Annotated in this window: 22 protein-coding genes; 10 read left to right on the top strand and 12 right to left on the bottom strand. The window is 61.0% G+C overall.

The window, feature by feature from the left end; translation table 11 throughout:
- The first annotated feature begins 51 nt into the window (after positions 1 to 51).
- From ppk1 to ACKUUJ_RS00200, 3 genes are all read left to right on the top strand, one after another.
- Positions 52 to 2,454 carry a polyphosphate kinase 1 gene (gene ppk1, locus ACKUUJ_RS00210; RefSeq protein WP_409064260.1) on the top strand — a complete coding sequence of 801 codons (2,403 nt, stop codon included), beginning with the start codon at positions 52 to 54 and terminating at the stop codon, positions 2,452 to 2,454.
- An 86-nt stretch (positions 2,455 to 2,540) separates the two neighbouring features.
- Positions 2,541 to 3,869, top strand: coding sequence for a 23S rRNA (uracil(1939)-C(5))-methyltransferase RlmD (gene rlmD, locus ACKUUJ_RS00205; RefSeq protein WP_409064259.1), 1,329 nt, complete (start codon positions 2,541 to 2,543; stop codon positions 3,867 to 3,869).
- Positions 3,870 to 4,006: 137 nt separating this feature from the next.
- Complete coding sequence (locus ACKUUJ_RS00200; RefSeq protein WP_409064258.1) at positions 4,007 to 4,336, top strand: IS3 family transposase; 330 nt, start codon at positions 4,007 to 4,009, stop codon at positions 4,334 to 4,336.
- A 175-nt stretch (positions 4,337 to 4,511) separates the two neighbouring features.
- Here the strand turns inward: ACKUUJ_RS00200 and ACKUUJ_RS00195 are convergent, their stop codons facing one another.
- From ACKUUJ_RS00195 to ACKUUJ_RS00185, 3 genes are all read right to left on the bottom strand, one after another.
- The gene (locus ACKUUJ_RS00195; RefSeq protein ID WP_409064257.1) at positions 4,512 to 5,960 is read right to left on the bottom strand and encodes a PTS transporter subunit EIIC; all 1,449 of its coding nucleotides are present in this window, start codon (positions 5,958 to 5,960) and stop codon (positions 4,512 to 4,514) included.
- 31 nt (positions 5,961 to 5,991) lie between these two features.
- Entirely contained in the window at positions 5,992 to 7,422 is a 1,431-nt protein-coding gene (locus tag ACKUUJ_RS00190; RefSeq protein WP_409064256.1) for a 6-phospho-beta-glucosidase, read from the bottom strand.
- 122 nt (positions 7,423 to 7,544) lie between these two features.
- Entirely contained in the window at positions 7,545 to 8,525 is a 981-nt protein-coding gene (locus ACKUUJ_RS00185; RefSeq protein WP_409064255.1) for an EamA family transporter, read from the bottom strand.
- A gap of 594 nt (positions 8,526 to 9,119) precedes the next feature.
- Here ACKUUJ_RS00185 and ACKUUJ_RS00180 point away from each other — a divergent pair.
- From ACKUUJ_RS00180 to ACKUUJ_RS00170, 3 genes are all read left to right on the top strand, one after another.
- On the top strand, positions 9,120 to 9,662 hold the full coding sequence (locus ACKUUJ_RS00180) for a DJ-1 family glyoxalase III (RefSeq protein WP_409064254.1): 543 nt from the start codon (positions 9,120 to 9,122) through the stop codon (positions 9,660 to 9,662).
- Positions 9,659 to 10,240, top strand: a complete 582-nt coding sequence (locus tag ACKUUJ_RS00175; RefSeq protein ID WP_409064253.1) for a Maf family protein — start codon at positions 9,659 to 9,661, stop codon at positions 10,238 to 10,240. Before ACKUUJ_RS00180 ends, ACKUUJ_RS00175 begins: the two co-directional genes overlap by 4 nt.
- Positions 10,241 to 10,341: 101 nt before the next feature.
- Positions 10,342 to 11,343, top strand: a complete 1,002-nt coding sequence (locus ACKUUJ_RS00170) for a P1 family peptidase (RefSeq protein ID WP_409064252.1) — start codon at positions 10,342 to 10,344, stop codon at positions 11,341 to 11,343.
- 375 nt (positions 11,344 to 11,718) lie between these two features.
- Here ACKUUJ_RS00170 and ACKUUJ_RS00165 read toward each other — a convergent pair whose 3' ends face one another.
- Positions 11,719 to 12,750: a glycosyltransferase family 2 protein gene (locus tag ACKUUJ_RS00165; RefSeq protein WP_409064251.1), complete on the bottom strand. Its 1,032-nt coding sequence runs from the start codon at positions 12,748 to 12,750 to the stop codon at positions 11,719 to 11,721.
- Entirely contained in the window at positions 12,743 to 13,945 is a 1,203-nt protein-coding gene (gene glf / locus ACKUUJ_RS00160) for a UDP-galactopyranose mutase (protein WP_217749944.1), read from the bottom strand. Before glf ends, ACKUUJ_RS00165 begins: the two co-directional genes overlap by 8 nt.
- A 231-nt stretch (positions 13,946 to 14,176) precedes the next feature.
- Between glf and pta the strand changes: the two genes are divergently transcribed.
- Positions 14,177 to 15,157: a phosphate acetyltransferase gene (gene pta / locus ACKUUJ_RS00155; protein WP_055252341.1), complete on the top strand. Its 981-nt coding sequence runs from the start codon at positions 14,177 to 14,179 to the stop codon at positions 15,155 to 15,157.
- Positions 15,158 to 15,513: 356 nt separating this feature from the next.
- Here pta and ACKUUJ_RS00150 read toward each other — a convergent pair whose 3' ends face one another.
- The 7 genes from ACKUUJ_RS00150 to rnd all read right to left on the bottom strand — a co-directional run bounded on the left by ACKUUJ_RS00150 (position 15,514) and on the right by rnd (position 22,625).
- A complete protein-coding gene (locus ACKUUJ_RS00150; protein WP_409064250.1) occupies positions 15,514 to 16,692 on the bottom strand; it encodes an acetate/propionate family kinase in 1,179 nt (392 codons plus the stop codon).
- 163 nt (positions 16,693 to 16,855) lie between these two features.
- Positions 16,856 to 18,034 carry an acetate/propionate family kinase gene (locus ACKUUJ_RS00145; RefSeq protein ID WP_006234305.1) on the bottom strand — a complete coding sequence of 393 codons (1,179 nt, stop codon included), beginning with the start codon at positions 18,032 to 18,034 and terminating at the stop codon, positions 16,856 to 16,858.
- A gap of 147 nt (positions 18,035 to 18,181) precedes the next feature.
- Positions 18,182 to 18,517 (bottom strand): histidine triad nucleotide-binding protein, encoded by a 336-nt coding sequence (locus tag ACKUUJ_RS00140; RefSeq protein WP_022094103.1) that lies wholly within the window; start codon positions 18,515 to 18,517, stop codon positions 18,182 to 18,184.
- A gap of 155 nt (positions 18,518 to 18,672) precedes the next feature.
- Positions 18,673 to 18,939 (bottom strand): exodeoxyribonuclease VII small subunit, encoded by a 267-nt coding sequence (xseB, locus tag ACKUUJ_RS00135; protein WP_006234311.1) that lies wholly within the window; start codon positions 18,937 to 18,939, stop codon positions 18,673 to 18,675.
- A 42-nt stretch (positions 18,940 to 18,981) separates the two neighbouring features.
- The gene (xseA, locus tag ACKUUJ_RS00130) at positions 18,982 to 20,433 is read right to left on the bottom strand and encodes an exodeoxyribonuclease VII large subunit (protein ID WP_409064249.1); all 1,452 of its coding nucleotides are present in this window, start codon (positions 20,431 to 20,433) and stop codon (positions 18,982 to 18,984) included.
- A gap of 115 nt (positions 20,434 to 20,548) precedes the next feature.
- Positions 20,549 to 21,253 (bottom strand): zinc metallopeptidase, encoded by a 705-nt coding sequence (locus ACKUUJ_RS00125; RefSeq protein ID WP_117855647.1) that lies wholly within the window; start codon positions 21,251 to 21,253, stop codon positions 20,549 to 20,551.
- Between the two features lie 238 nt (positions 21,254 to 21,491).
- Positions 21,492 to 22,625, bottom strand: coding sequence for a ribonuclease D (gene rnd, locus ACKUUJ_RS00120; protein WP_117745907.1), 1,134 nt, complete (start codon positions 22,623 to 22,625; stop codon positions 21,492 to 21,494).
- 98 nt (positions 22,626 to 22,723) lie between these two features.
- Here rnd and ACKUUJ_RS00115 point away from each other — a divergent pair, with 98 nt between their 5' ends.
- The 3 genes from ACKUUJ_RS00115 to ACKUUJ_RS00105 all read left to right on the top strand — a co-directional run bounded on the left by ACKUUJ_RS00115 (position 22,724) and on the right by ACKUUJ_RS00105 (position 26,834).
- Positions 22,724 to 23,641, top strand: a complete 918-nt coding sequence (locus ACKUUJ_RS00115; RefSeq protein ID WP_055252351.1) for a diacylglycerol kinase family protein — start codon at positions 22,724 to 22,726, stop codon at positions 23,639 to 23,641.
- Positions 23,642 to 24,051: 410 nt separating this feature from the next.
- Positions 24,052 to 25,851 carry a C69 family dipeptidase gene (locus ACKUUJ_RS00110; RefSeq protein WP_409064248.1) on the top strand — a complete coding sequence of 600 codons (1,800 nt, stop codon included), beginning with the start codon at positions 24,052 to 24,054 and terminating at the stop codon, positions 25,849 to 25,851.
- Between the two features lie 407 nt (positions 25,852 to 26,258).
- Entirely contained in the window at positions 26,259 to 26,834 is a 576-nt protein-coding gene (locus ACKUUJ_RS00105) for a hypothetical protein (RefSeq protein WP_055252353.1), read from the top strand.
- Positions 26,835 to 26,926: the final 92 nt, after the last annotated feature.

Raw genomic sequence — 26,926 nt, 5'->3', positions numbered from 1 at the left:
AATAGTGAATTAGAGTTAGGCTACCGTCCCCTGCGGGGACTGAACGGACAGATGCATATGCCGAGCAAAATCGAAAAGAAGCAAAAGGCCGCTAAGCTGCGCAAGCCGCCGCGCGACTTCTCGTACACGCAAAACCGAGAGCTTAGCTGGCTGCGCTTTAACAACCGCGTGCTTGACGAAGCCTTCGACGAAACCGTTCCGCTGTTCGAGCGTCTAAAGTTCGTGTCGATTTTCGAGTCCAACCTCGACGAATTCCTTATGGTGCGCGTGGGCGGCCTGTCCGATCTGGCAGAGCTCAAAAAGCAGCCTGTCGACAACAAGAGCAATATGACCGCCTCCGAACAGGTCGATGCTGTCATGGCCGAAATGCCCGGGCTCCTTACCCGTTGGGAGTCCATCTTTAAGAGCATCGAAGGCAAGCTCGACACCCTGGGCGTTCACCGCGCCCGCATCGATTCGCTTACGCCCGAGGAGCGCACCTTTGTAACCCGCTACTTCCAGGCCTACGTGTCGCCGGTTATCTCACCGCTGGTCATTGACCCGCGCCATCCCTTCCCCAACCTGCGCAACGGCGCGCTCTATCTGGCTTGTGGCCTGGACGGCGTCACCGACGAGGAAAGCCTGCTCGGCCTTATCGAGATTCCCGCCTCGATGAACCGCGTGGTCGAGATTCCCTCGCCCGCCGGCACCTACTCCTATATCTTGCTCGAAGACGTTATCCTCGCCTGCCTGGACAGCTGCTTTGGCTCCTACAAGCCGCTGGATCGCGCACTGATCCGCGTCACCCGCAATGCCGATATCGACCCGGACGGCGAGGGCGTCGAGGAGGAGGAAGATTACCGCCAGCACATGAAGCGCATCCTCAAGAAGCGCCTGCGCCTGCAGCCGGTGGTGCTCGCCGTATCGGGCTCACTCGAAAAGCCAACGCTCAAGACCATCCGCAAGGCGCTCGAGCTTTCTCGCCGCTCGGTCTTTACCTGCGATATCCCCCTTGACCTTGGCTACGTCTTTGGCATTGAGGGTAAGATTCCCGAGCACCTGCGCAATGAGCTCCTCTTTACGCCGTTTAAGCCGCAGCCCAATCCCACCATCGATATGGCCCGCTCCATCCGCGAGCAGGTGCTGCAGCACGACAAGCTGCTCTTTTACCCTTACGAGGCAATGAACCCGTTCTTGGACCTGGTGCACGAAGCAGCCTATGACCCCGAGTGCATCTCGCTGCGCATCACGCTCTACCGCGTGGCCAAACAAAGCCGCCTGTGCGAGTCGCTCATCGATGCTGCCGAAAACGGCAAAGAGGTCACGGTGCTCATGGAGCTCCGCGCACGCTTTGACGAGCAGAACAACATCGAGTGGGCCGAACGTCTGGAAGAGGCCGGCTGCACCGTTATCTACGGCTCCGAGGGCTTTAAGTGCCACTCCAAGATCTGCCAGCTCACCTATCGTGAGGGCATGGCGCTCACCCGTCTCACGCTGTTGGGCACCGGCAACTTTAACGAGAAGACGGCCAAGCTCTACAGTGACTTTATGCTCATGACCGCCCATCCCGGTATCGGCGAGGACGCCAACCTGTTCTTCCGCAACCTGTCGCTGGGCAACCTGCGCGGCGACTACCGCTTCCTGGGCGTGGCGCCCGCCGGACTGAAACCGCTCATCATGCGCGGCCTGGACCGCGAGATTCAGCGCGCCCTTGTCGGCGAGCCCGCCCGCGTGTTCTTTAAGCTCAACTCGCTGACCGACCGCGAGGTTATCGATAAGATCGCCGAGGCATCGTGTGCCGGTGTGCGCGTGGACATGATCATCCGCGGCATCTCGTGTCTCAAGCCCGGTATTCCGGGCAAGACCGAGAACGTGCACGTGCGCTCCATCGTCGGACGTTTTTTGGAGCATGCGCGCGTCTATGCCTTTGGCGTGGACTCGGACATGATCTACCTGAGCTCGGCAGACATGATGACGCGCAACACCGAGCACCGCGTGGAGATCGCCTTCCCCGTGCTCGACCCCACCTGCCGCGCCCTGGTGCACGAGTACATGGGAATGCAGCTGCGCGACAACGTGAAGGCACGCAGCCTGACGAGTGACGGCACCTGGGTTCCGGTGGAGCGCAAAGAGGACGAGAAACCCTTCAACTCGCAAGAAGCTCTGCTGGAGCGCGCGTATCGCAACGCCGAAGCCGACACCGAGGCAGAACCCGCGCTCGCATCCCAGCCTGAGCCCGAGCCGCAGCCGGCCGCTCCCGAGGTCCAGAAGGTCCAAGCGACCATTATCGAGCCCGAACCTGCTCCCGCAGTCCAACCTCAGGCACCCACAACAACCCCCGAGAGCAACGCGTGTCACAAGAAGCCCGCTGGCAAAGCCAAGGCCATCGAGCGCCATCGCCCCGGCCGCGTGCGCATGGGCTTGGGTCTGATCGGCCTAGGCCTTAAGACGCTCATTACCGGCAAGACGAAATAGACGTTTGTAGAAGCGCCCCGTATTTGAGGAATGCCCCAGATACGGGGCGCTTTTCCCTGCTACCATGGTTGCGGACAATACCGCGAATGACAGGCAGGAACATGAAGCTCACCATAGAATCGATGACGTACGGCACCGACGGTCTGGCACATGCCGACAACGGCAAGGCCACATTTGTGCAAGGCGCCGTGACGGGCGACACCGTCGAAGCCGAGGTCGTGCAGGACGGCAAGTCGTTTATGCGCGCCCGCACGACCGAGATTCTGGAGCCAAGCCCCGATCGCATTCAGCCCCCCTGCCCCTTCGTGGGCATCTGCGGCGGTTGTTCGTGGGGCAATCTCTCGCGCACCGCTCAGCTTGCCGCCAAAGAGCAAAACCTGCGCTCCACGCTCGAGCGCATTGGCAAGTTCACCCCCGACCAGGTCAACGAACTTGTCCAGCCTATCCGCCACACCAAGGACGACTGGGGCTACCGCAATAAAATTGAGTTGGAGCCCGCCCTCGTTAACGGACGTGTGCGCCTTGGCATGCACGGCGTCGATCCCAGTAAGATCGTGACTGTCGATGCATGCCCGCTGTTCGATAAGCGTTTTCCCAAGGCACTCAAATCGGTCGTCGGCGCGCTCAACTATCTGAGCGGCAGCCACGACCTGGGTCTGGAGCGCGTGGGCATTCGCGCTTCGCGTCGCACCAAGGCGCTCGAGATCGCGCTTTGGACGCCCACAGGCTCCTTCCCGCGCTCACAGGTCTCGCGCGTGCTGGCAGACGCCGCACACCCCACGAGCGTCGTGCGCGTCATGAGCAAGGGCGAGAAGAAGGCCCGCCGCGTTTCCAAGGTGGAGATGCTCGCCGGTGAGGGCTCGTGGACCGAGAACATCGCTGACGGCCAGATGCGCTTGTCCGCCCCATCGTTTTTCCAGGTCAACACCAAGGGTGCCGAGATTTTGATCGAGCTCGTTATGGACGCCCTCGACCCGCAGGAAGACGAGCTTGCCGTGGACCTGTACTGCGGCGCCGGCACCTTTACCCTGCCGCTCGCCCGCCGCTGCGACTTTGTCGCCGCCGTCGAGGCCTACGGTCCGGCCGTGCGCGACCTGCGCCGTAACCTCGAGATCAACAAGCTCGACAACGTCGACGTCATCGGCGGCGATGCCGTGCGCGAGTTCCCCGACCAGGATGCCGATGTCCTGGTGGTCGATCCGCCGCGCGCAGGTCTGGCACCCGAGGCCATCGACCTCATCGCTAGCACGAGTGCACGCGATGTCGCCTATGTGAGCTGCGACCCTGCCACCCTGGCACGCGACCTTAAGCGCTTTGTCGAGGAAGGCACCTTCTCCCCCGTCAAGATCACGCCGGTCGACCTGTTCCCGCAAACCTTCCACTGCGAAACGGTCGTCCACCTCAAGCGCAACTAGACTGTTTGTCCAAGACCACGCTCGATGATTTTTTGGGGCGGGGACAAAAATAGATTTGCTCCGAATGATTATTTAATCCCCGTCCCGAAATTGAACCACCCCCTCATTTCTTGAACATTAGAAATGGGGGCTTCTTTATGGACGGGAGAGTCAGGCACGACGCCACGCTGAGGACTCTTGCAGCAGAGCTTTGCGACAGGGGGTACGGGCGCGCCGAAGGCCGGCGGGAGGCCGAAGGGTGCCCGTACCCGGCCGGGGCCGGCAGCGTGCGAGGGCAAGCTCATGCGACGGAGCTGCTGCCCGGGCGCCTGAAGGACGAATTCTACAGGAACCGGACGTGGCGGAGCTTCGAGGAGTTCAAGCGGGACCTCGAAGCCTATACCGTTCACTGGAACAAGAGGAGGCGGGTTAAGCAAAAGGGACTGACCCCGGAGGAGTTCCGGAATCAGTCCCCATGTGCGACATAGGTCGCTAATTGACCCGTCTAAGTTTCGGGGCGCAGTTCATTTCAGCGCCGCCCGAGAAAGCCAAACGCCTTCTGGCAGGTTGTCTCTGACACGGGGCGGCCGCCTCGACCGCCCTCGGCCTTCATCCACCTCAACTGCTCCTCAATTACATAGAGCTAGTCGAGGAGGGCGCAAGCTAGCGGACGCCTTCCTCGTCGTCGTTGGGTCGGTAGGTGATGAACTCGATAACAAAGGCCAGGACGGCAGAGACGAGCGCGGCGATGATCGCGAAGATCATGTGGGAGATCCCGGCGCCACCAGGGGTCCCGTCGATGAAGTTGAGCAGGTTGAAGACGCCGAGGCCGCCCGAGATGTACATGAGGGCGCCCGTCATTCCCACGATGGCGCCGCCAACGGCGGAGCTCAGGCATGCCACGACGAATGCGCGCTTGTTGGGGAGGGCGATGCCGTAGATGCCCGGCTCGGTGACGCCGAAGAAGAAGGCGGAGATCATCGCGGGAAGGGCGATGCCGCGGAAGCGCTCGTCCTTGTTTCTGAGGTACATGGCAAAGATGACCGCTCCGAGCGCGAACCCGTGGCCGATGGTGGCGGCGAGCACGCTGTCGTGGCCGAGGGTGTTCAGGTTCATGATGGAGATGGGGATGAGGCTCCAGTGGAAGCCAAAGATGACGAGGCACATCCACAGTCCGCCGACCAGGGCGCTGCCCAGGACGGAACCAACCACGGGAAGCTGGAAGATGAACGAGAACGCCGCGCTCAGCAGGTTGGTGATGAGGGTGGCCACCGGGCCGATGACGAGGTAGCCCAAGACGATGGAGACCGTCATCGTGGCGAGCGGGACGAGGAACATCTTGAGCGCAGCCGGCATCCAGCTCTTGAGCCAGCGCTCAAGGATAGAGCCGAACCACACCATGAGAAGGACGGGGATCACCGAGCTCACGTAGCCGGACACGGGCATGATGATGGGGAGCCCGAGGGCGGTGGCGTACCACGAGAACGTGCCGGCCACGCCGAGGTCGACGCTGCCGAGCGCCTCGCCCGAGGTCAGGGCGACCATCGTCGGGTAGAGGAGCGCCACGCCGATTGCCACGCCGGTGAACTCGTTCATGCGGAACTTGCGCGCGGCACTGAACGCCAGGGCGACGGGAAGGAAGTAGAAGAAGCCGTCAGCCACGGTGTAGAGCAGCGTGTAGAGGCCGTCGTTTGCAAAGGCCGGGACGAAGTAGGTGATGAGGGCAAGCAGTCCCTTCATGATGCCTGCGGCGGCAAGCGGTCCCAGGATGGGCTGGAAGATACCGGAGATGAGGTCGATGATGACGGAGGTCACGGTCTTCTCGCCCTGGGGCTCGTCGCCGGCGCTTGCGCCGCCCGAGAAGTTGCCGGCCTCCAGGACCGCGTCGTAGACGTCCTCGACGATGTTGCCCACGACCACCTGGTACTGGCCGTTGGCCTGGATGACCTGGATGACGCCCTTGAGGGCCTCGATCTTGGCCGTGTTGGCGCGGGACTCGTCCTTGAGCTTGAAGCGCACGCGTGTGATGCAGTGCACGACGCTGGTGACGTTCTCGGCGCCGCCTACGTTCTCGAGTATGGATCTGGCCAGGTCGTCGTATTTTTCTGCCATTATTATCTCCTTAGTGATATTGCCCGGGCGGCTAGCCCAGGTCGCCTCCGTTGGTGGCGATGGCCTGTTGATACCAGTAGAAGCTCTTCTTGCGCCTGCGCTCGAGCGTGCCGTTGCCCAGGTTGTCGCGGTCCACGTAGATGAAGCCGTAGCGCTTCTCCATCTCGCCGGAGCCCGCGCTCACGAGGTCGATCGGCCCCCAGGTGGTGTAGCCGAGCATCTCGACGCCGTCCTGCTCGATGGCGTCGCGCATGGCCTCGATGTGCTCGCGCAGGTAGGCGATGCGGTAATCGTCCTCGATCGTGCCGTCGGGAAGCACCTCGTCATAGGCGCCGAGGCCGTTTTCCACCACAAAGAGCGGCTTCTGGTAGCGGTCCCAGAGGTCGTTGATCGTGATGCGGAACCCCAGCGGGTCGATGACCCAGCCCCAGTCGCTCGTGCGCACGTAGGGGTTCTCCACGCCGGCGAAGGCGTTGCCCTCGGCGACGCCGCCCACGGAGTCGGGGTCGCCCGCGGTGCAGCGCGAGGAGTAGTAGCTAAACGAGATGAAGTCGACGGTGTTCTCCGCAAGGATGCGCTCGTCCTCGGCGGTCATGCCCACGTCGATGCCCTCGCGCTCGAGCATCTTGAGCGCGTAGCCGGGGTAGCGCCCGCGCGCCTGCACGTCCACGAAGAAGAGGTCCTCCTGGTTCTTGACCTGCGCCGCGCGAACGTCCTCGGGGCGGCAGGAGTAGGGGTAGTAGCTTCCCGCGGCGAGCATGCAGCCCACCTTGTTCTCCGGGTCGACCTTGTGGGCGATCTTGGTGGCCCAGGCGCTCGCCACGAGCTCGTTGTGCGCGGCGCGGTACTCGGCCTCGCGGGCATTCTCCCCGGGCTCGAGGACGATGCCGGCCCCCATGAAGGGACGGTGCAAGATCATGTTCATCTCGTTGAACGTGATCCACCAGTGCACGAGGCCGCGGTAGCGGTTGAAGAGCACCTTCACGAGCCGCTTATAGAGCTCGATGAGGGCGCGGTTTCGCCAGGCGCCGTACTTCTTGACGAGGTGGATGGGGCAGTCGAAGTGCGTGATGGTCACGAGGGGCTCGATCCCGTGCTCGCGGCAGCAGCGGAACACGTCCTCGTAGAAGGCGAGCCCGGCCTCGTTGGGCTCCTCCTCGTCGCCGTTGGGGAAGATGCGGCTCCAGGCGATGGAGAGGCGAAAGACCTTAAAGCCCATCTCCGCGAAGAGGGCTATGTCCTCGCGGTAGTGGTGGTAGAAGTCGATGCCCGTCTGGGCCGGGTAGTAGTACCCGGGCTCAAAGTCGAGCATGCGCCTCAGGCCGCGACTCACGTCGTTGCGCTCCGGCCCGTGTGGGATGACGTCGACGTTGGCAAGGCCGCGGCCGCCCTCGTCATAACCTCCCTCGCATTGGTTGGCGGCGGTGGCTCCTCCCCAAAGGAACCCTTTTGGAAATGGCATGGTGCCTCCTTCTCTCTGGCGCCCCCATCTCTGCGGGGGACGCTTTATAACGTCCTTGCGGCCTCGCGCGCCGGGCCCGTGGCCCTTTCCCTGATGCGCGCGGGCCGCCTGTGAAGGGGTGACTAGCTGACGGCTTGTCCCGCGGCGGCGCGACGTGCCTCCCGGCCTTCGACTAGGGAGGGGACCTGCGCCAGGCACACGCCGGCGAGGATGATGGCGACGCCCAGCCACTCGACGACGCCGAGCGGCTCGCCGAGGACGATCATGGCGATGAGCAGGCCGGCGGGGAGTTCCGCGGCGGCCATGACAGTGGAGAGGCCCGCGGGCAGGTGCGGAGAGCCCATGCCGAAGAGCAGGACCGGGCAGAGCATGCCAAAGAAGCCGGCGATGACGGCAAAGGGCAGGATGCCCTGGGCGAGGACGCCCGAGACGACGTAGTCCGGGCACACCGTGAGCGACATGACCACGGAGCCCGCGCATACGATGACGCCACGCTGCTCGGACGAGCAGGGGGCCTCGACCTTGCCGGAGAGGGTGACAAAGAGGGAGCAGGACACGGCCGCCCCCAGCGCGCAGAGCAGGGCCACGGGGTCGTACCCGGTGATGCCGGTCTTGTAGACGCCGCTGGCGAACACCGTCCCGAAGACGATGACCAGGGCGGAGGCCACTTGGAGGGGCCTCGGCGGCCGGCGCGTCATGACGGTCTGCCACACGAGCCCCAGCCACGTGAACTGGAAGAGGAGCGTGAGCGCCACCGGGGCGGGCAGCACGCTCATGGCGTAGCAGTAGAGGATTGAGGTGAGGCAGGTGAGGGCTCCCAGGCCCATGAGCTTGAGGGCGAGCTTCCAGCCCACGCGCTGCCAGCGGTGCCCGAGCGCGTGCCCTGCGAGCGTGGCGAGGGCGAAGAAGAGGCAGCCGAACCACGCCTGGCTCGCCACCACCTGTGCCGAGGTGAAGCCCGCGGCGTAGGCGAGCTTGTAGGTCGTGGCCATCGCGCCGTAGCAGGCGCCGCCCGCAAAGACCTGGAGCGCCGCCTTGACCTGTCCCGCGCCCGTGGCTCCTGCCCCGGCGGCCTGTTGCTTGATTGTGTTTGTTTCTGCCATTAGGCTCCCTTCCGTCTGCTCCCTGCAGTCGGAAGGTGGGCTCGTGCGGTCTTCTGGCGGTGCATGTGGTACCTGCTGCCAAGACGAAAAAAGCCACGCAACCGACTGCTCGGTTGCGTGGCAAAAAGGTGGCTAGCGCCCAGAAAAGTCCACGCGTTTTTAGACTGAGACAAGGTACTACAACAGGTGAGATTCCGTCAAGAAAAACCGAGGAAAAAAGTGAGCCTCTGCCCGCCGTACCTGTGGCAGTCGTTCCCCGAACGGGGCGGTGCTGTTGGGGACTGTCTCGATCTGTAACAGTAAGACCCGGTTTTGGTCCGTAGATGTTACAGATTTAGACGTTTTGTCGGGGCGGTTTCCGTTTGTCTTGATCTGTAACAGTTAGGGGTCAAAAGTGGGTCTAGATGTTACAGATTGAGATTGTTGAGGATGGGTGAGGGTAGCTAATTCGGACGGGGCTATTTTAGCTACCCTGCAAGTGGGGTAGCTAAAATAGCCCCGTCCCTTTTTAAACATTGGGAAATCGAGCGTGGCAAGCGGAGGTCTTCGGGGTATAAGACGGCTAATTGTATGCCGCCTATGAAAGGAACTCTCATGCCCAGCGTTGCCGTTCTCGCCGCCGATGGCTTTGAAACGATTGAATGCCTGACCATGGTCGACGTCATGCGTCGCGGCGGCGTGCGCGCCACGCTCGTCTCGATCATGCCCACGCGCGAGGTCGTGAGCTCGCTGCAGATTCCCGTGACCTGCGATGCACTCTTTGACGAAATCAACTTTGACGAGTACGACTGCGTCGTGCTGCCCGGCGGCCTGCCCGGAGCCACCAACCTGCGCGCCGACCAGCGCGTCTGCGACGTAGTCTGCGAGTTCGCCGCGACCAAGCACGTTGCCGCCATCTGCGCCGCCCCGTTTATCCTGGGCGAGCTTTGCCTGCTCGAGGGACGCCGCGCCACGTGCTTCCCCGGCTTTGAGAAGAGCTTCCCCGAGGGCACCTATACCGGCGAGAAGGTCACGCAAGACGGCAATATCATCACTGCTAGCGGCATGGCACAGTCACTCCCCTTTGCCTTGGAGCTGCTGCGCACGCTCGCCGGCGAAAAGGCCGTCGAGAAGGTCGCCGAGGGCATCCAACTATGATTTTGGCTTCGCAATCGCCGCGCCGCATAGAGCTGATGCGCGAGGCGGGCTATAACATTCGCGTAATTCCCGCAGACATCGATGAAACGCCTTTTGATGGCGAAGCTCCGCTTACGCTCGTCGAGCGCTTGGCGCGTGCCAAAGCTGCTGCCGTCGCGGCCGAGCATGCCGAGCCCAACGAACTGACCGTCGCGGCCGATACCATCGTCACCTTCGATGGCATGATTTTGGGTAAGCCGGCAAACGAGGACGAGGCGCGCACCATGCTCCGCGAGCTTTCGGGCCGCACGCACCAGGTGGCGACCGGCGTCTGCATCGTTAAAGCCGGCGACGCTACAGCTCCGCATGCCGCCGAGAGCCTGTCGTTTGTCGATGTGACCGACGTGACGTTCTACGAGCTCACCGACGAGCAGATCGAGCGCTACGTCGCCTCGGGTGAGCCCATGGACAAGGCCGGCGCCTACGGCATTCAGGGCACAGGCGGACGCATGCTCGTGCACGATATTTCGGGCGACTTCTATAACGTGGTGGGCTTACCCATCGCCCGCGTCGCGCGCGCGATTCAAAAACTCTCGTAATTGCATCTGGCGCTGGGTATTCCCCAGCGCCTACAATTTTGGCGTACCGTACGGATCCCGACCGGGCACAAGGCGCGGCGGAAAACCGATAGGAGTTAAACATGGATACACTGCTCGAGGCCATTGACGTCTGCGATGTCGATGGCTTTTGCTATGGCAACTATACGGACGAGGAGGCCGGCACCGGTTGCACCGTAATCGTGGCACCCGAGGGCGCCACCGGCGGCGTTGACGTTCGCGGCGGTGCTCCAGCATCGCGCGAAACCGACCTGCTGCGTCCCGAGAACACCGTCGACAAGGTCCACGCCGTCTGCCTTTCGGGTGGATCGGCCTTTGGCCTCGAGGCTGCAAGCGGCGTCGCTCGCGAGCTTGAGAGCCGCGGCATCGGCCTTCCCGTCGGCCCCACGCAGGTGCCTATCGTGTGCTCCAGCTGCATCTTCGACCTCGCCTTTGGCGACCCCACCGTGCGCCCCGACATAGAGGCCGGCATCGCCGCCGTGCGTGAGGCACTCGACAACACCCCCACCACGCTCGAGCAGGGCAATGTAGGTGCCGGCACGGGTGCCACCGTCGGAAAGCTCATGGGGCCCGCCACCTGCATGAAGGCAGGCCTTGGCGCTGCCGCCGTGGCGCTCGGCCCCATCAAGGTGGGCGCCGTGGTCTCGGTCAACGCCTGTGGCAACGTTGTCGACCCCTTCACTGGCGAATGGGTCGCCGGCATGCGCGCCGCAGCCGATAGCGAGCAGATCGTCGACATGGAGCTCGCCGCCTTTGCCGCCGCAGGCTCTATGCAGATGCCGCTCGACCGCACCAACACCACCATCAGCTGTATCGTCACCAACGTGGAGCTCACCAAGGCCCAGGCCACCAAAGTCTCTCAGATGGCCGCAGACGCCTACGCGCACGCCATCCGCCCCACACACACCACCAACGACGGCGACACCATCTACACCCTCGCCAGCGGCAAACTGGGTGCCCAGGCAAGCGCCGCCGTTCCCCTAGACCTGCTGGGTATGCTCGCAGTAAGGGCCCTAGAAGCTGCCATCGTAAACGGAGCCAAAACCGCCAAAACCTCCCACGGCATCCTCGGTGCCGCGAAGTAATCTCACTCGACCATCGGTCGGAGGCGGGCGGGCATTACGTTTGCTGCTCTACAGTCCTATGCAAGACGAAGGTCACATTAAGTGGCCTTCTTTGCATGCGGAACTCGCGACAAACGTAATGCCCGCCCGTCCCCGACCGACTTCCAACCTAATTCTTTTCAGCCCAGGCCCCTGTGTACCGCGCATCGAAGATCTTCAAATTCAGCTGCCTGACAATCGATTCTTATAGCAGAGGCCCCTTGGCCTTTAGTTTGATACAAGTTCCGCACGAGCCGGAAAGCACTTAATGTGCTTTCCGTGCGAGCAGGACTGTTCGCAGTAGCAAACTAAAGGCCAAGGGGCCCAGTCAACCTATCAGCAGCGAATACTCAGCAGCTAGTTGAATTTGAAGATTTTTGAGGCAAGACGGTATAGGCCGAGTGTGGTTTTGTCACCGGCACGACCGCGCAGATTGGTGAAGAAGCCGACCACGCCGTAGCGGGCACGACGATACATGCGCTCGTCGTAGGCCTTCAAATCACTCCACAACGTCTTCAGGCGCTCGTCGGCACAATCCTCGTCGGAAAGCTTAGTAAGCACCGAGCAGATTGCCATCATCATGGTGAAATAGCCCATCATGTACGAGCGCAGACGCGATGACTCAACATCGGTGTACAGATGGAACGACTCCATCATGATGCGCGTCACACGGAACTGCTGGTCCAGACGCTTGACCATCGTGGCCTCGTTGACGCTTTGGCCCTCGCGACCGATAAAGTAGCGATAGAGGTCGATGTCGGCGTAGTACATGGTCTTGCAGCGCGGCAGCGGCACGTAGGCGTAGATGTTGTCTACATAGAACGTGTGCGGCGGCATAGGCAGATTGGACGCGCGCAGCACATCCGTGCGATAGCACAGGCTGTGCATGAGTAGGTTCTGGTCCAGGCGGAAATGACCGATCTGATCCCAGGTAAAGATCTTTTTTCGCGGCAGGGCAAACTTGTAGCCAATAGCGGTGTGCGTACCCTCGTAAACCTTCTCGTACACATAGTTCGAGATAAAGAGGTCGACGCGCTGGTCGCGCTCCTCAAAACCGCGAAGAATCGAAAGCATTGTCGACAGGGCTGCGCCATCGAGCCAGTCGTCCGAGTCGACGACCTTGTAGTAGGTGCCCTGTGCCTCGCGCAAGCCCGAAAGGACGGCAATGCCGTGGCCGCCGTTCTCCTGATGTACCGCGCGGATGATTCCGGGGTAACGCGTCTCCCACTCATCGGCCTTGGCCGCCGTCTCGTCCTTGGAACCGTCATCGACGATGATGATCTCGATATCGGTGGCGTAATTGCTCCCCTCCAGAATGGAGGTGATGCAATGGTCCATGTCCTTGGCGGCGTTATACGAGGGAATACCGAATGATATGACTTTATGCATGGCAGGCGATAATCTCATCCGAAAGATCGAGGGCGGAGTTGGTCACGGCATCCATATCGTAGTAACGATACTCGGCCAGACGACCCACCGGGTGGAAGTTCGTCAGGTTCTGGACGCGCTCAAGATAGCGTTCATAGAGCTCGCGGTTCTCGGGCTCCAGAATGGCGTAATAGGGCGTCTCGCCCGAGCCGGGCGTATAGGCCTTGGAATACTCCTTCATGATGGTGGTCTTGCCGGGCAGGACCTGACCAGTCATGTTCTTGAACTCGGTGATACGCGTGTAATCCTCACTCGTGGTGTAGTTGACGGTGCCCACGGGCTGGAACTGGTCCATATCGAGCGTCTCGAACTTCATGTCGAGCGTACGGTACGGCAGAGCGCCCAGGTCGAGGTTGAACAGCTCGTCGAGCGGACCGGTGTAGACGATCTCGCCGCCATAGACCTTACCGTCGATCTTGACGGTGGTCTCGTCGATCTCGAAGAGGTCGCGGGCGTCCACGTCGCAGAACACATCAATCAGATCGTGGTCGAGCATGTGCTCGAACAGCGCGGTATAGCCGTCCTGCGGCATGCCCTGGAAGGGAGCCTGCGGGAAGTAGCGGTCATCGTCGCCCACAAAGACGGGAACGCGGCCGGTGATCGAGGGATCGATCTGATCGGGCGTCTGGCCCCACTGCTTCATGGTGTAATGCAAAAAGACGTTCTCGTAGACGTAATCGGCGACCTCGGCAAGATCCGGGTCGTTCTTCTTGCGCAGCTCCATGATGGGCACCTTGACGTCCTTGCCAAAGGTCTCCACGAGCTTCTGATACAGCTCCTCGCCGCGCTCGTCGCCAAAGGCGAGCTTGAGGCTCGCGTGGTTAAAAGGCACGGGCATGAGGGTGCCGTTGATGTTGGCAAGCACCTTGTGCTGGTAGTCCGTCCACTTGGTAAAGCGCGACAGGAAATTGTGGACGCGCTCATTAAAGGTATGGTAGATGTGCGGACCATACTCGTGGACCAGGATTCCGGCCTCATCAGCGCAGTCGTAGGCGTTACCCGCAATGTGGCTACGGCGCTCCAGAACGGCAACACGATAGCCGATGGTCTCGGCGAGACGGCGGGCACAAACGGCACCGGCATAACCGGCACCGACGACAATCATGTCGTATGCGCCGGCGTTAAAGCCTTCAGGCAGGCCTGAGGTAATCTGCATCGATACTCCTTGTCAAAAGCCACGGGCTCGTTAGCTGGGCTTTTCTCGAACATTCTTCGAGACATATTTATCAGAGCGATTATAGCGCTAATGCGTCCTATAATGAGCTTGCCACACAAGGAAAGCTCAAGCACCGCGGCGTACATAATTGAAAGGTAAACCCGCTAGCAGCGGGTTTATTCGTGAACAGCCGGGCGCCTGGAGCTTAGCGAAACGCTTGTAAGGAGTAACATGAGCGATTTCCTAAACCGTATGAAGTCTGCCGCCAAGGCCGACCTTAAGACGATCGTCCTGCCCGAGGGCGAGGATCCGCGCACCATCGTCGCGGCCACCAAGATCATCGAGGAGGGCCTGGCAAAGATCGTCATCCTGGGCAACCCCGACGAGATCAACGTTCCCGGCGCTACCGTCATCGACCCGCGTAATGCCGAGAAGCACGAGGAGTACGCGCAGAAGTTTGCCGAGCTCCGCGCCAAGAAGGGCGTCACCATCGAGCAGGCTCGCGCCCAGGTAATGGACGCTACCTACTTTGGCACCATGATGGTCAAGATGGGCGATGCCGACGGCCTGGTCTCCGGCGCCTGCCACTCCACCGCCGACACCTTGCGCCCCGCGCTGCAGATCCTCAAGACCGCCCCGGGTACCAAGCTGGTCTCGGCCTTCTTCGTGATGTGCACCGACACCCCGCAGTTCGGCACCGACGGCACGCTGATCTTCGCCGACTGCGGCCTCAACATCAACCCGTCCTCCGACGAGCTCTCCGAGATCGCCATCGCCTCCGCTCACTCTTGGTCCACCTTCATGGGCAACGTTGAGCCGCACGTGGCCATGCTCTCCTACTCCACCATGGGCTCCGCCGGCGGCGAGGTCGCCAAGAAGGTCCAGGAGGCCGTGAAGTTCTGCCACGAGAAGGCTCCCGAGCTCGCCATCGATGGCGACCTGCAGCTCGACGCCGCCATCGTCCCCACCGTCGCCCAGCTCAAGGCTCCCGGCTCCTCCGTCGCCGGCAAGGCCAACGTGCTCGTGTTCCCCGACCTCGAGGCCGGCAACATCGGCTACAAGCTGGTCCAGCGCTTCGCCGGCGCCGACGCTTACGGCCCCATCCTGCAGGGCATCGCCAAGCCGGTTAACGACCTTTCGCGCGGCTGCTCTGCCGACGACATCGTGGGTGTCGTGGCCATCACCGCCGTCCAGGCTCAGATGGCTGAGTAGCGGACATATCCCCGCCGAAGGCAGCACAGGTTAACCCCTGAAAACGTCCTCGACCAATGAAACGCCCCCCGTTCTGCTCCTTCGGAGCTATGAACGGGGGGCGTTTCTGGTCTGCGGAATGTTTTCAGGGGTTAACCTGTGCTGCCTTCTACCGCCACGTGACAGTCAGGGTATCTGGAGTGGACGACGGCTTGGCTACGAGCTGGAGCTGAGAATCTGAATGGTCGGATTCCGTTGTTGGGAGCGCAAGCGTTGCTGGCGATGGTCACTTTGGGACTGGAACTTCCGCCTGCTTGCAAAAAGGCCTCCGGAGTTGTTGCTCTGGAGGCCTTTTTTGTCAATTACAGACGGCTGCGTTAGTTGTTCTTGGTCAGGCGTTCGACGTCGTGGGCGATCATGTATTCCTCGTCGGTGGGGATGACCATGACCGTGACGGCGGAACCGGCGGCACTGATGACCTGCGGGCCGTTGCCCACGGCCTCACGGTTCTTGTTGTTGTCGATGCGCACGCCCAGCCACTCAAAGCAGTCGCAGAAGGCCTTACGAATCGACCAGTCGTTCTCGCCGATGCCGGCAGTGAAGGTGATGGTATCCACGCCCGCCATAGAAGCGATCATGGAGCCGGCCTGCTGCATAGCCTTATAGGCGAACATATCAAAGGCGAGCAGGCAGCGCTCATCTCCCTCGGAAGCGCGCGTACGGATGTCGCGGGCGTCGTTGGAGATACCTGAGATGGCAAGCAGACCAGACTGCTTGTTCATCATGTCGTCGACTTCCTGGTAGCTGTAGCCGCCCTCGCGCTGCAGGTAGCACACGGTAGCCGGGTCGATAGAGCCGCAGCGGGTTCCCATTATCAGGCCGTCAAGCGGCGTGAGGCCCATCGTGGTGTCGCGGCACACGCCGTCCTCGATGGCTGCGAGCGAGGCGCCGTTGCCCAGGTGGCACGAAAGCAGGCGGTGGCAGCGCGAGCCCAGGATCTCCTTGGCCATCATCCACTCATAGCGGTGGCTCGTACCGTGGGCGCCGTACTTACGCACGTGATACTTGTCGCACACGTCCTTGGGCAGGGCGTAGGTGTAGGCAACCTCGGGCATGGTCATGTGGAACGAGGTATCGAAGACGGCCACGTTGGGCAGCTCCGGATACTTCTCGCGACAATACTCAATCGCTGCGGCCTCGCCGTAATTGTGCAGCGGGGCGAGCGGGGCCACCTCGAGAATCTTAGCCATGACCTCGTCGTCGACAACTGCGGAATCATCGAAGTGCCAGCCGCCCTGAACGATACGATGTCCAATGCCATCGATCGTAAAGTCGGTCTTCTCGAGCTCCTCGAGCACGCGAGCGATAGCAGAGCGATGATCGGGGAAGGGAACCTCCTCGGTCTGTTTGGCGCCACCGTTCTCGGAGTGGCCAAAGATGCCCATGTCCGATCCGATACGCTCGCAGTTGCCCTTGGCGAAAACCTCGCGGGTATCGGTATCCAAAAGCTGATATTTAAGGCTTGAACTGCCGGCGTTGACAACAAGTACGTTCATGAGACTCCTTTGCAGTGCAATACGGCCGACGCAGACCCCTTAAGGCGGCCGTATTTTACTAAGAAGTTATCATATCTTGATAAATAGCTATCAGCATATCGCCCAACGAGCGCAAAAGAGGGACTAAACGACACTTGGTCGTCCAGCCCCTCCCCTCTTGCAATTACTTGCCGTTGACGATGCGCTCGACGTCGGAAGCGATCATGAACTCCTCGTCCGTGGGGATGACGAAGATCTTGACCTTGGAATCCTTGGCAGACAGGCACCAAGCGCCGTCGCCACGCAGGGCGTTACGGGCATGGTCCATCTTGACGCCCATAAAGGCCAGACGGTCGGCAACGCCGGCGCGAACGGCCGGAGCGTGCTCACCGATGCCGGCGGTGAAGACCAGCGTGTCCATGCCGCACATGGAAGTGGCCATCTCGGCAGCCTTGGCGGCAATCTTGTAGACGAACATGTCGAAGGCGAGCTGAGCCTCGGGGTCGCCAGCGGCGGCAAGCTCCTCGACGTTGCGGCAGTCGTTGGTCTTGCCACCGGTCACAGCCAAAAGGCCGGACTTCTTGTTCATCATCTCGTCGACCTCGTCGAAGGTGTAACCGCCCTCGCGCTGCAGGTAGCACACGGTAGCCGGGTCGATGGAGCCGCAGCGGGTGCCCATCATGACGCCGTCGAGCGGGGTGAGGCCCATAGTGGTATCCATGCACTTGCCGTCCTCGATGGCGCACAGGGAGGCACCGGAGCCGATGTGGCACACGACAACCTTGCGGGCCTCGCCGTTGGTCATCTCGGCGACCTTCTTGGAGATGTAGCGATAGCTGGTGCCGTGGGCGCCGTACTTACGGATGTGCAGCTTGTCGCAAACATCCTTGGGAAGGGCGTAGGTCTTGGCGACCTCGGGCATGTTGAAGTGAAAAGCGGTGTCGTAGACCGTGACGTTGGGCAGGTCGGGATACTGCTCCAGGCAGTACTCGATAACGTTGGCCTCGGGGTTGTTGTGCAGCGGCGCCAGCGGAGCGACCTCGCGGATCTTGGCGAGGACGTCCTCGTCGACGAGGGAGGAATCGCCGAAGTACCAGCCACCCTGAACGATACGGTGACCAATGCCCTCGATCTTGACGCCGTTGGCCTCGAGGTCCTTCAGAACGACCTCGATGGCGACCTTGTGGTCGGGGAACTCGATGTTCTCGGTCACCTTCTTGGAACCGTTGGCAGCGTGGGTGAAGGTACCGCCGGTAAAGCAGACGCGCTCGCAGGAGCCCTTTGCGGACACCTTGTGGGACTTGGTATCGATGACCTGATACTTAAGGGTCGAAGATCCTGCGTTGACGACCAGAACGTTCATGTGTCTCCCTACTAACAGGCGGTGTGGCGCCGCCAGGTTACATACGCTTCAATAATAAACCCAAACGCCCTCGCGCTCGGGTTTATTGCGTTGATATATAAGTTATCGGTGCCAGAGCTTCCGTTTCATTGCACGGAAGAAGCGTCCTCAGATGAGGTTCTCGCCCAGGTTTTTGCCACCGAGGACGTGCATGTGGAAGTGCATGACGGTCTGGCCGGCGTTGACGCCCTTGTTGGAGATGACGCGGAAACCGTCCTCCAGGCCCTTGACCTTGGCGACCTCCTGGATGGCGTGAGCCATGGCGCCCATGGTCTCGGCGGGCACGTTGTCGGCGATGTCGCTGTAGTGCTTCTTGGGGATCACGAGTGTGTGGACCGGCGCCTGGGGATTGAGGTCGTCGAACGCGATGACCTGATCGTCCTCATAGACAACGGTCGAGGGGATCTCGTGGTTGGCAATTTTGCAGAAGATGCAATCACACATGGTTGGTTCCTTTCTCGCAGACCAAGGTAATCTTTTTGGGACGGGGCTTTTTTGACTACTTTTTCGCAAGCGCAGGCACTCGGCGAGCCGTCGCGCAAGGGTAGTCAAAAAAGCCCCGTCCCAAAAAGACTACCCCAAAGTTGGCTGCGAGGTGGTTAGAACGAAAGGTTGTCGTCCGTGTTGGCGGCCTCGCCGTCGGCGAGCACGTCGTTGCCGTCGACGTCCTTAAGGAGCACCGAGACCTTCTGCTCGGCATCGGACAGGCGGGTGCGCAGGCTCTTGAGGAGCTCGACGCCGCGGGTATAGCTCTCGAGCGACTCCTCGAGCTCCATATCGCCCGACTCCAAGCTGCGGATGATGAGTTCCAACTCCTGCGAAGCCTGCTTGTACGTAAGCTGCTCGACCGGGGTCTTCTCTGCCATATCTGTTTCCTTTCCTAAAGGCTTATCGCTATGTAACGCGGCCTACTCGACCGCATCGACCGTTGCCGCCACATTGCCGTCTGCCATGCGCACGCGGATGGCGTCGCCGGGCTTAAAGGTCTTGGCGGTCGTAGCCACCCCATCATCGCTGTACGCGATGGAATAGCCACGGGCAAGCACCTTGAGCGGCGACAGGGCATCGAGCGACGCGGCAGCTCGGCCTAAGTCGGACGCAGGCTTGCTGAGCATCGTGCGCCCCTGATGCTCCAGACGGGAGCTCGCAAGTGTGAGCGCATGGCGCTTGCCATCGAGCCCCGAGGTGCTTGCAACCAGACGCTCGGGCAGGCGCTCAAAGTTGGAGCGGAATGTCCCGACCGAGCGTGCTATGGCGCCCGACAGGCGATCGGCAGTCAGCGCAAGCTCAGACTCGCGACGCTCGACCATAAATGTGGGGTCGTTGAGGCACGGGCGGCATGCGGCGGCATCGAGCGCATCGCCCAGACGGGCCGTATAGGTATCCCAGGCGCGGCGACCGCGCTGATCGAGCATCTCCAGGTCGACCTGGGCCGACCCTACCATCGATGCCATCGCGGCACCCAGGCGCTGATGGCGCGCCTCGAGCACATCGACCAACTCCGTCAGAGCCGGCGCCACCGATTCGGCCGCCGCCGTGGGCGTGGAGGCACGGCGGTCGCTCACCATATCGCAGATCGAGGTATCGGGCTCATGGCCAATGCCGGTCACCACGGGCACAGGACAAGCCGCCACCGCGCGGGCAAGCTCCTCGTCATTGAAGGTCATGAGGTCCTCAAAGGAGCCGCCGCCGCGCACCAGCAAAATACAGTCGGGCGCCGGCGTAATGGAAGCGGCACGGCGCAAGCCCTCAATGAGCTCGACCGGCGCACCCTCGCCTTGAACCTTGGCGCCCACGCAGACAAGCTCGACGAGCGGATTGCGACGGCGCAGCGTACGCTTGACGTCGTCGATTACGGCGCCCGAAAGCGAGGTGACGACTGCCACGCGCGAGCAGAACACCGGAATGCGACGTTTGCGCGCTTCGTCCATCAGGCCCTCGCGGCGAAGCTTTTCGGCCAACTGCGCCACTTGTTGACGCAGCAAGCCCTCCCCCGCCAGCGAGAACGAGCGGGCGACAAAGCTCATGCGGCCCGTGGCCTTATAGAGATTGAAGCTACCCTTAAAGCTCACCTGCATGCCGTCGCGCAAGTCGAAGGTGCGCTTGAGATAGGCGCCCTTCCAAATGATGCAGTCAACGGCGGCCGAATCGTCCTTGATCTGGAAATAGCAGTGACCGCTTCGGCCGTTAGGACCACGAAAACCCGTGACCTCGCCCAGGACACTCAGCTGCGGAATGGCATCGAGCGCACCGGCAGCGATTTCTACCGCCTGGCTCACGCTGAGCTCCTTGCGCTCCTGCTCGTCCGAACCGTCGAACTCGGCGGAAACGGCATTACCGGTTAGGTTCCAGCCTGCCACGCAGCCTCCTTTCGTCATCGTGCACAAGGGCTCCGGCCCCGTGCGAAATTAAGTCCAACACATAGTACAGCGCCGCGAGGACGCGAATCCCCGCGGCGCCCAGCGACCCAATTTGTTATCGGTTGGAGTTTCTGTTGTAGCGAGCCATAAGATAGAGCAGCTGAATAATCGAGGTGAGAGCTGCAGCAACATAGGTAAGTGCGGCTGCCGTCAGCACCTTCTTGGCGCCGTTGACCTGCTTGGAACTCATACCCGACTGCTCGATGTACGCCACAGCACGTCGGCTGGCGTCAATCTCAACAGGCAACGTAACGAGTTGGAACAGCACGCTAAACGAGAAGAAAATCAACGCGAGGGTCGTAAGCCCCGCGATGTTCATAAACAGGCCCATGAGTAGCACGATGGTCCAGGTGTTCTGGGTAAAGTTAACGACCGGGACCAGGGCGGTGCGCACCTTCATCATGGCGTAGCCGCTTTGACGCTGGGCGGCATGGCCCGCCTCATGGCAGGCCACGGCAACGCTTGCGACCGATCCGCCCGAACGGTTGGCATCAGAGAGGTACAGGTTGTTGTCCTGCGGGTTGTAATGATCGGTGAGCTCACCGGCGACACCCTTGATACCCACGGCGTTGCAACCGTTGGCGTCGAGCATGCGGCGAGCGACCGTGGCACCCGTGTCGCCGTCCGAGCGAACCTTGGACCAGGTCTTGTACGTCGAGTTGATATAGCTCTGCGCCGCAAGACCAAGCACCGTACAAACAAGGACAACCAGCAGGTACAGCGGGTCGATGCCAAAGCCGTAACCATAGTAATAGGGCATGCGAATTCCTCCGAATCGAATTACACGTTGGAGGCATTCTACCCACTCAGCTGGCAAGCAAATCAGCATCGATGTTTTGGCACCGTCAGCGAAAACGGTCGAAAGCGAGCAAGGTGACGTGAAAGAGAAGCGACGCGTACTTTGGTACGCGAGCGACGATTGAACGTCAGATTGCCGCTCTCGGCCGTTTGCAGCGTCGAGCTGTTAGGCGGTTTGGTAAAACCGCGTAACTATATACCTACAGGAGCTCGATTTTGCCGTCCTTCACGGTGAGTCCCATATTGCCCGAGAGCAAATCGTCCAGGCGCGAGCCCACAAGCTCAAAACGCCAACCTTCGCGCAAACGGCTTTGCTCAGGATGCTCAATGTAGTCGGCCAGGTCATCGCGCGAGGCAATGACCGAGGTCGCCACGCCCGAGCGCTCGGCAACCAGGCGGATGAGCGCGTACATGAGATCCGTCACGCTCTCAAGCTCCGGCGAAATCTGGCGATGCCCGCGCACCATGAGCGGCAGGCGATCGTGCGGACAGCTTGCGCCGCGCTTGATGGCCATCAACGCGCCATCCACGTCGCGCTCCCCCAGCTGGTCGGTACCGCGGATGCTACGGAACTCCTCGACACGCACGGGATTGCGCTTAACCAGGGCCAGCAGCGTATCGTCGGACATGACCCACTTGCGCGGGATGTTGCGACGCTCGGCGCGGTCCTCGCGCCAAGCGGCAAGCTCGCGCGCAATGCCCAGCTGATGGCGGCTACACGAGTTGATGCGTTTGACCTTGCGGAATGCCTCATGGCGGTCGGCGCGGTAGTGCGACTCGTCGGCCAAAGGACGCAACTCGTCGAGCACCCAGTCCACGCGGCCCAGCTCACGCAGGCGGCTCATCATCTCGGTATAGGCGACGATTAAGTACTTGACGTCATCGATCGCGTACTCGATCTGCTTATCGCTCAGCGGGCGGCGCGACCAATCGGTCAGCGACTCGGTCTTGGGCAGTGATACGCCGCAGAACGTCTGAACGAGCGCACCATACGAAATCTGCTGGCGCTCGCCCAAAAAGGCGGCGGCAACCTGCGTGTCAAAAATCGGTCGCGGCAGTGCGCCCACGGTATGGAGCATAACTTCCATGTCCTGTGAGCAAGCATGGAATACCTTGACCACGCCCTCGTCGGCCATAAGCTCGGCAAGCGGCGACAGGTCGTCGATCACCAGCGGATCGACAGCGACACTCTCGGCGGGGGTGGCAATCTGGACCAGGCACAGGCGCGGATGAAACGTGCGCTCGCGCAAAAACTCGGTATCGACGGCGATCGCGTCGAACTCGCGGGCGCGCTGGCAAAAGTCGACCAGAGCCTGATGTGTGGAAATGTACATATCAACCCATCGAATAAGGTTAGGCCCGAAAAACACGGGTAGGATATCGGCATTGCTCTACAACTATACTCGGTTAGTCACAGAACGGGAACGTAAGTATGCGCTGCCTTATCATCCACAACCCGGCATCGGGCCCCAGCTCAGATGAAATCTACGCGTTCACGCACGCCCTCGCGCAGGGCGGCGACGAGGTCGTGATGCGTTTTATCGGCGATGGCATGGAGCCCGAGGACGCGGTAGCGGACGTTCGCGAGTTCGATCGCGTGGTCGTTTCGGGCGGCGACGGCACCGTCTCCAACGTGCTCGACCAGATGCGCGGGTGCGGTGTCCCCACGCTTGTCTTCCCCTCCGGCACGGCCTGCCTGTTCTTTAACAACATCGGCAATGCCCCCGAGGCGGCGGCACTCGCCAAGGCTTGCCGCGACGGCCGCACGGTCAAAGTGGACATGGGTGAGCTCTTTTGGCTCGACGAGAACGGCAACGAGAAGCGCCACGGCTTTATCATCATCGCCGGCTCGGGCTTCGACGCCGAGATCATGATGAAGGCCGCTCCCACCAAAAACGACATTGGCGAGATCGCCTACTTCCTCTCCGCGCTCGCCACGCCCAACCCCACGGTGGCGCACTTTACCATTGAGCACGACGGCATTGTCGAGGAGCTCGACGGCATCTGCTGCATGGCAGGCAATACCTCGGTCATCCAAAACGACATCAACCTGTTCCCCAACTGCCGCATGGACGACGGCATGGTCGACATCGTCGTTATTGAGCCCGTGCGCACGATGCAGCTGCTCCCCACGGTAATTACCGCCGCGCTCGACCCCGCTGGCAAAGTGCTCGGCCGTCCGCAGTTTAAGATCATCCAGACCAAGGAAGCCAAGATCACCTGCACGCCATCGCTGGGTATGCAGTTCGATGGAGAGATCATCTCCAGCAACTCCGGCGTCTTTGGCGCTCGCGCGCTGCCGCAATGTCTCGACCTCATCGTCGACGATTTTTCACCGCTCGGAAAATAGGAGGACCCCATGAACGACAATCCCCTGATTGGCTTTATCGTCATCGTCTTGGCCATGCTCGTTGGTTACGCCATCAATGTGATCCACCGCCGAAAGAAGTAAATCCACATTGGTATGATATTCATCCAGTTATCGACTCTCCCGTTGTTTATGCAAATCCTAAACAGCGGGAGAGTTTTCTTTTTGAGCATTGTCTGGCGCTTTATTCAGCTACAGTAAATGCAGGGTGCCTTTATTTAACTAAAGCAATAAAATGAGTATTATTATCCGCTCATCGTATATTTCTTCACGCTCATCGAGTAAAAGCTGTTGTCGAATGAATACTCTTTACACTTCCTTTAGGCTAGTAGATGTATTTATTAGCTGAAACTCCGTACGGTTTCGCGGGGTTTCAACAGTTGGGAGGGATCATGAGGTTTACTCATCCTGTCAACACGCTCAAGAAGCTCGGCTGCGGCCTTGCATTTGGAGCAGCGGCCATTATGGCCATGCCGACTTCGGCGCTCGCTTGCACCCAGATCTACATGGGCAGCCAGCTCACGGCAGACGGCAACACGTACTACGGACGCTCCGAGGACTTCGGCCCGCGCTACATCAAGCACTTTGGCATCGAGCCCGCACACAAGGACGGCAGCAAGTACACCTCGGTCGAGTCCGGCTTTGAGTACAAGTCCAAGGGCGCAACCTACCGCTACACCTTCGTTCGCGACAACCCCTCTCAGTGGGAAGATCGTTACGACGCATATTCCGAGGCTGGCATCAACGAAAAGGGCGTTTCCTGCTCTGCCACGCTGAGCACCTCCTATAACGAGAAGGCAGAGGAAGCCGACCCCGTCACCGAGGAGACCGGCATCGGCGAGTACAACTACGCCAGCGTCATTCTGGGCGAGAGCGCCACGGCCCGCGAGGGTGTCGAGCTCCTCGGCAGCCTGATTGACGAGCAGGGCGTCTGCTCCAACGACCAGATCATCATTGCCGACAACAACGAGACCTGGTTGTTTGCAGCGCTTTCCGGCCACCAGTGGATCGCTATGAGGCTCACCGACGATATCGCCTCACTCAACCCCAACATCGGCAACCTCACCTATGACGTCGACCTCGACGACACCGAGAACTGCCTCCACTCCGAGGGCATCGAGTCCATGCCTAAGGAGAAGGGCTTTGCCGAGTACACCGACGGCAAGTTCGACGTCGCCAAGACCTACGGCGAGGAGATTAGCGAGGCCGGTATGCACCAGTGGTCGCGCTATGTCCAGGGCCGCGATTACTTCATGGCTCCGCTTGCCGAGGGCACCGACTATGAGATCGTCAAGGACGAGCGCGAAGACGCTCGTGCGACGACCGGCGCCCTGGTCCACGAGATGCAGCCGCTGTTCTTCCAGCCCGGCAAGTCCGACTGGAGCACCTTTGAGATGATTCGTTCCTTCGCCGCTCGCGGCGAGAATGTCGCCGGCCTCAACGCCAACACCGACGGCGCCTATGCCATCGGCTCCAACCGCAACACCGAGATCCACACCTTCCAGATCCGTCACGGCATGGACCCCGAAATCGCGACCATCCAGTGGGAGATGCTCTCCAACGCCGAGTTCTCCGTCGCTATCCCCCTCTATTCCGCACTGCTCACCGAGGTCAGCCCCTACTTCAGCGATCAGGATGTCTCCTTCGATCACTGTGAAGAGGAAGACGTCGTGAACAACGAGGAGCCCAAGAACTCCATCAACTACGTCCTCATGGACATCAACACGCTCGCCTATGAGAACCGCGACAGCTGCGCCACCGGCGTCCGCGCCTATCTCGACGCCCTGCAGAAGGAGCTCATCGAGCAGAACCTAACCGTCGACGAGGCCATGCAGGCCGCCGAGGACACCGAGGCCCGCACCGCCCTGGCCAACAAGGCCGGCAAGGCAGCGACCAAGAACACCTACGTCAAGTGCAAGGCCATGCTCGAGGAGATGCGCGACTACCTCAAGGAGGGCGACTTCTCCGAGGAGTTCGTCCCGAGTGACTACGATGCCGACAACGACTGCCTGGTCGAGTCCATCACCTACGCCGACGAGGCTCTCTCCGATAAGGACGTTGCCGAGCCCGAGGCTGAGGAAGAGGCGACCGAGGAGAAGTCCGAGGGCAACAACATGGCCGCCATGGCCGTTGGCGCCGTCGTCATCATCGGTGTCTGCGGCTTCGTGCTTTATCGTCGCAAGAAGGCCTAAGGCCCTTGCGTTCCAAGAGACGGGCGGGGTCGCATGAGTCATCCCGCCCGCTCAGCCTGCCCTTTTGACCGGCAGGAAACGCCGCCGAAATCTTTTCAAAAAAGATTTCCCCGCACACACTTCGCTGTGCTATAGTGCAGCGCAACAGCAACGAGGTGCGACCGCGCCAAGGCATCACGAAAGGAGCCACCAAGATGATGAACACGATGAAGTCTCTCAACAACTGGTGGTGGCGTGATGCGAATACGATCGGTCGAAAGTGAGTCCCTCACGCCTGTTTTGCGCTCTAGGTGATTGGAAGGCCTCCGGTTTCGACCGGGGGCCTTTTTCTATCTCGAGCCCGATCGCATTCGCATCACGCGCCTCCGTTTTTCTCTTACACTCCCCTTTTTGAAAGGACTTTCACCATGTCTCAGAACACCACCGCCACCGCCCAGCCCCGCACCGTCCAGACCGCCGACCGCGGTAAACTCGATATTCGCGCCCTTGTCCTGCTCGCCATTCTGCTTGCCGCCGGCTTCATCCTCAACTTCACCGTCGGCAAGGCAATCTCGGGCATCTCGGGCGGTATGATCAGCCCCGAGTTCATTATCTCGGCCTTCTGCCTCACCATCCTGGTCATTCGTCCCAACATTGGCCAGGCGCTCGTCATTGGTCTCATCTCGGCGGCCGTAATCCAGATCACTACCACCTCGCCGTTTGTCGATTTTGCCGCCGAGGGTATCGCCGCCATGCTCATGGCCGTCATTGTCAACGCCGCCGCCAAGGACGGCCAGGTTAAGCCCGTCGTCGCCATCGTCGCAACATTCGTGACCACCTTTGTCTCGGGCGTCATCTTCATGGTCATCAAGATGGCCATGCTCGGCGTGGTGGGCGAGCTCGCCGCAGCCATGCTACCCGTCGTCGCCATGACCGCCGTATTTAACGCCATTCTGGTCGGCGCCCTCTACCTGCCCATCCAGAAGGCCCTGAAGCTCAACTAACCCGCTCGGCTTTACGAGCCACCCCATCTTGGCGTTCATTCGTCGCTCGCGTACCCAAGTACGCTTCGTTCCTCTTTCGCGCCAACCTGGGG

It is taken from the genome of Collinsella sp. wc0583 (genome assembly GCF_046116915.1).
In the GTDB taxonomy this organism is placed as follows: Bacteria; Actinomycetota; Coriobacteriia; order Coriobacteriales; family Coriobacteriaceae; genus Collinsella.
The sequence above is the reverse complement of the archived record's forward strand: the minus strand, read 5'-3'. Positions and strand labels throughout refer to the sequence as shown.

What these genes read in the sequence shown, in the direction of transcription:
- ppk1 (WP_409064260.1), top strand. Translation starts at nt 52, where the DNA reads ATGCATATGCCGAGCAAAATCGAAAAGAAGCAAAAGGCCGCTAAGCTG.
- rlmD (WP_409064259.1), top strand. Translation starts at nt 2,541, where the DNA reads ATGACAGGCAGGAACATGAAGCTCACCATAGAATCGATGACGTACGGC.
- ACKUUJ_RS00200 (WP_409064258.1), top strand. Translation starts at nt 4,007, where the DNA reads ATGGACGGGAGAGTCAGGCACGACGCCACGCTGAGGACTCTTGCAGCA.
- ACKUUJ_RS00195 (WP_409064257.1), bottom strand. Translation starts at nt 5,960, where the DNA reads ATGGCAGAAAAATACGACGACCTGGCCAGATCCATACTCGAGAACGTA.
- ACKUUJ_RS00190 (WP_409064256.1), bottom strand. Translation starts at nt 7,422, where the DNA reads ATGCCATTTCCAAAAGGGTTCCTTTGGGGAGGAGCCACCGCCGCCAAC.
- ACKUUJ_RS00185 (WP_409064255.1), bottom strand. Translation starts at nt 8,525, where the DNA reads ATGGCAGAAACAAACACAATCAAGCAACAGGCCGCCGGGGCAGGAGCC.
- ACKUUJ_RS00180 (WP_409064254.1), top strand. Translation starts at nt 9,120, where the DNA reads ATGCCCAGCGTTGCCGTTCTCGCCGCCGATGGCTTTGAAACGATTGAA.
- ACKUUJ_RS00175 (WP_409064253.1), top strand. Translation starts at nt 9,659, where the DNA reads ATGATTTTGGCTTCGCAATCGCCGCGCCGCATAGAGCTGATGCGCGAG.
- ACKUUJ_RS00170 (WP_409064252.1), top strand. Translation starts at nt 10,342, where the DNA reads ATGGATACACTGCTCGAGGCCATTGACGTCTGCGATGTCGATGGCTTT.
- ACKUUJ_RS00165 (WP_409064251.1), bottom strand. Translation starts at nt 12,750, where the DNA reads ATGCATAAAGTCATATCATTCGGTATTCCCTCGTATAACGCCGCCAAG.
- glf (WP_217749944.1), bottom strand. Translation starts at nt 13,945, where the DNA reads ATGCAGATTACCTCAGGCCTGCCTGAAGGCTTTAACGCCGGCGCATAC.
- pta (WP_055252341.1), top strand. Translation starts at nt 14,177, where the DNA reads ATGAGCGATTTCCTAAACCGTATGAAGTCTGCCGCCAAGGCCGACCTT.
- ACKUUJ_RS00150 (WP_409064250.1), bottom strand. Translation starts at nt 16,692, where the DNA reads ATGAACGTACTTGTTGTCAACGCCGGCAGTTCAAGCCTTAAATATCAG.
- ACKUUJ_RS00145 (WP_006234305.1), bottom strand. Translation starts at nt 18,034, where the DNA reads ATGAACGTTCTGGTCGTCAACGCAGGATCTTCGACCCTTAAGTATCAG.
- ACKUUJ_RS00140 (WP_022094103.1), bottom strand. Translation starts at nt 18,517, where the DNA reads ATGTGTGATTGCATCTTCTGCAAAATTGCCAACCACGAGATCCCCTCG.
- xseB (WP_006234311.1), bottom strand. Translation starts at nt 18,939, where the DNA reads ATGGCAGAGAAGACCCCGGTCGAGCAGCTTACGTACAAGCAGGCTTCG.
- ACKUUJ_RS00125 (WP_117855647.1), bottom strand. Translation starts at nt 21,253, where the DNA reads ATGCCCTATTACTATGGTTACGGCTTTGGCATCGACCCGCTGTACCTG.
- rnd (WP_117745907.1), bottom strand. Translation starts at nt 22,625, where the DNA reads ATGTACATTTCCACACATCAGGCTCTGGTCGACTTTTGCCAGCGCGCC.
- ACKUUJ_RS00115 (WP_055252351.1), top strand. Translation starts at nt 22,724, where the DNA reads ATGCGCTGCCTTATCATCCACAACCCGGCATCGGGCCCCAGCTCAGAT.
- ACKUUJ_RS00110 (WP_409064248.1), top strand. Translation starts at nt 24,052, where the DNA reads ATGAGGTTTACTCATCCTGTCAACACGCTCAAGAAGCTCGGCTGCGGC.
- ACKUUJ_RS00105 (WP_055252353.1), top strand. Translation starts at nt 26,259, where the DNA reads ATGTCTCAGAACACCACCGCCACCGCCCAGCCCCGCACCGTCCAGACC.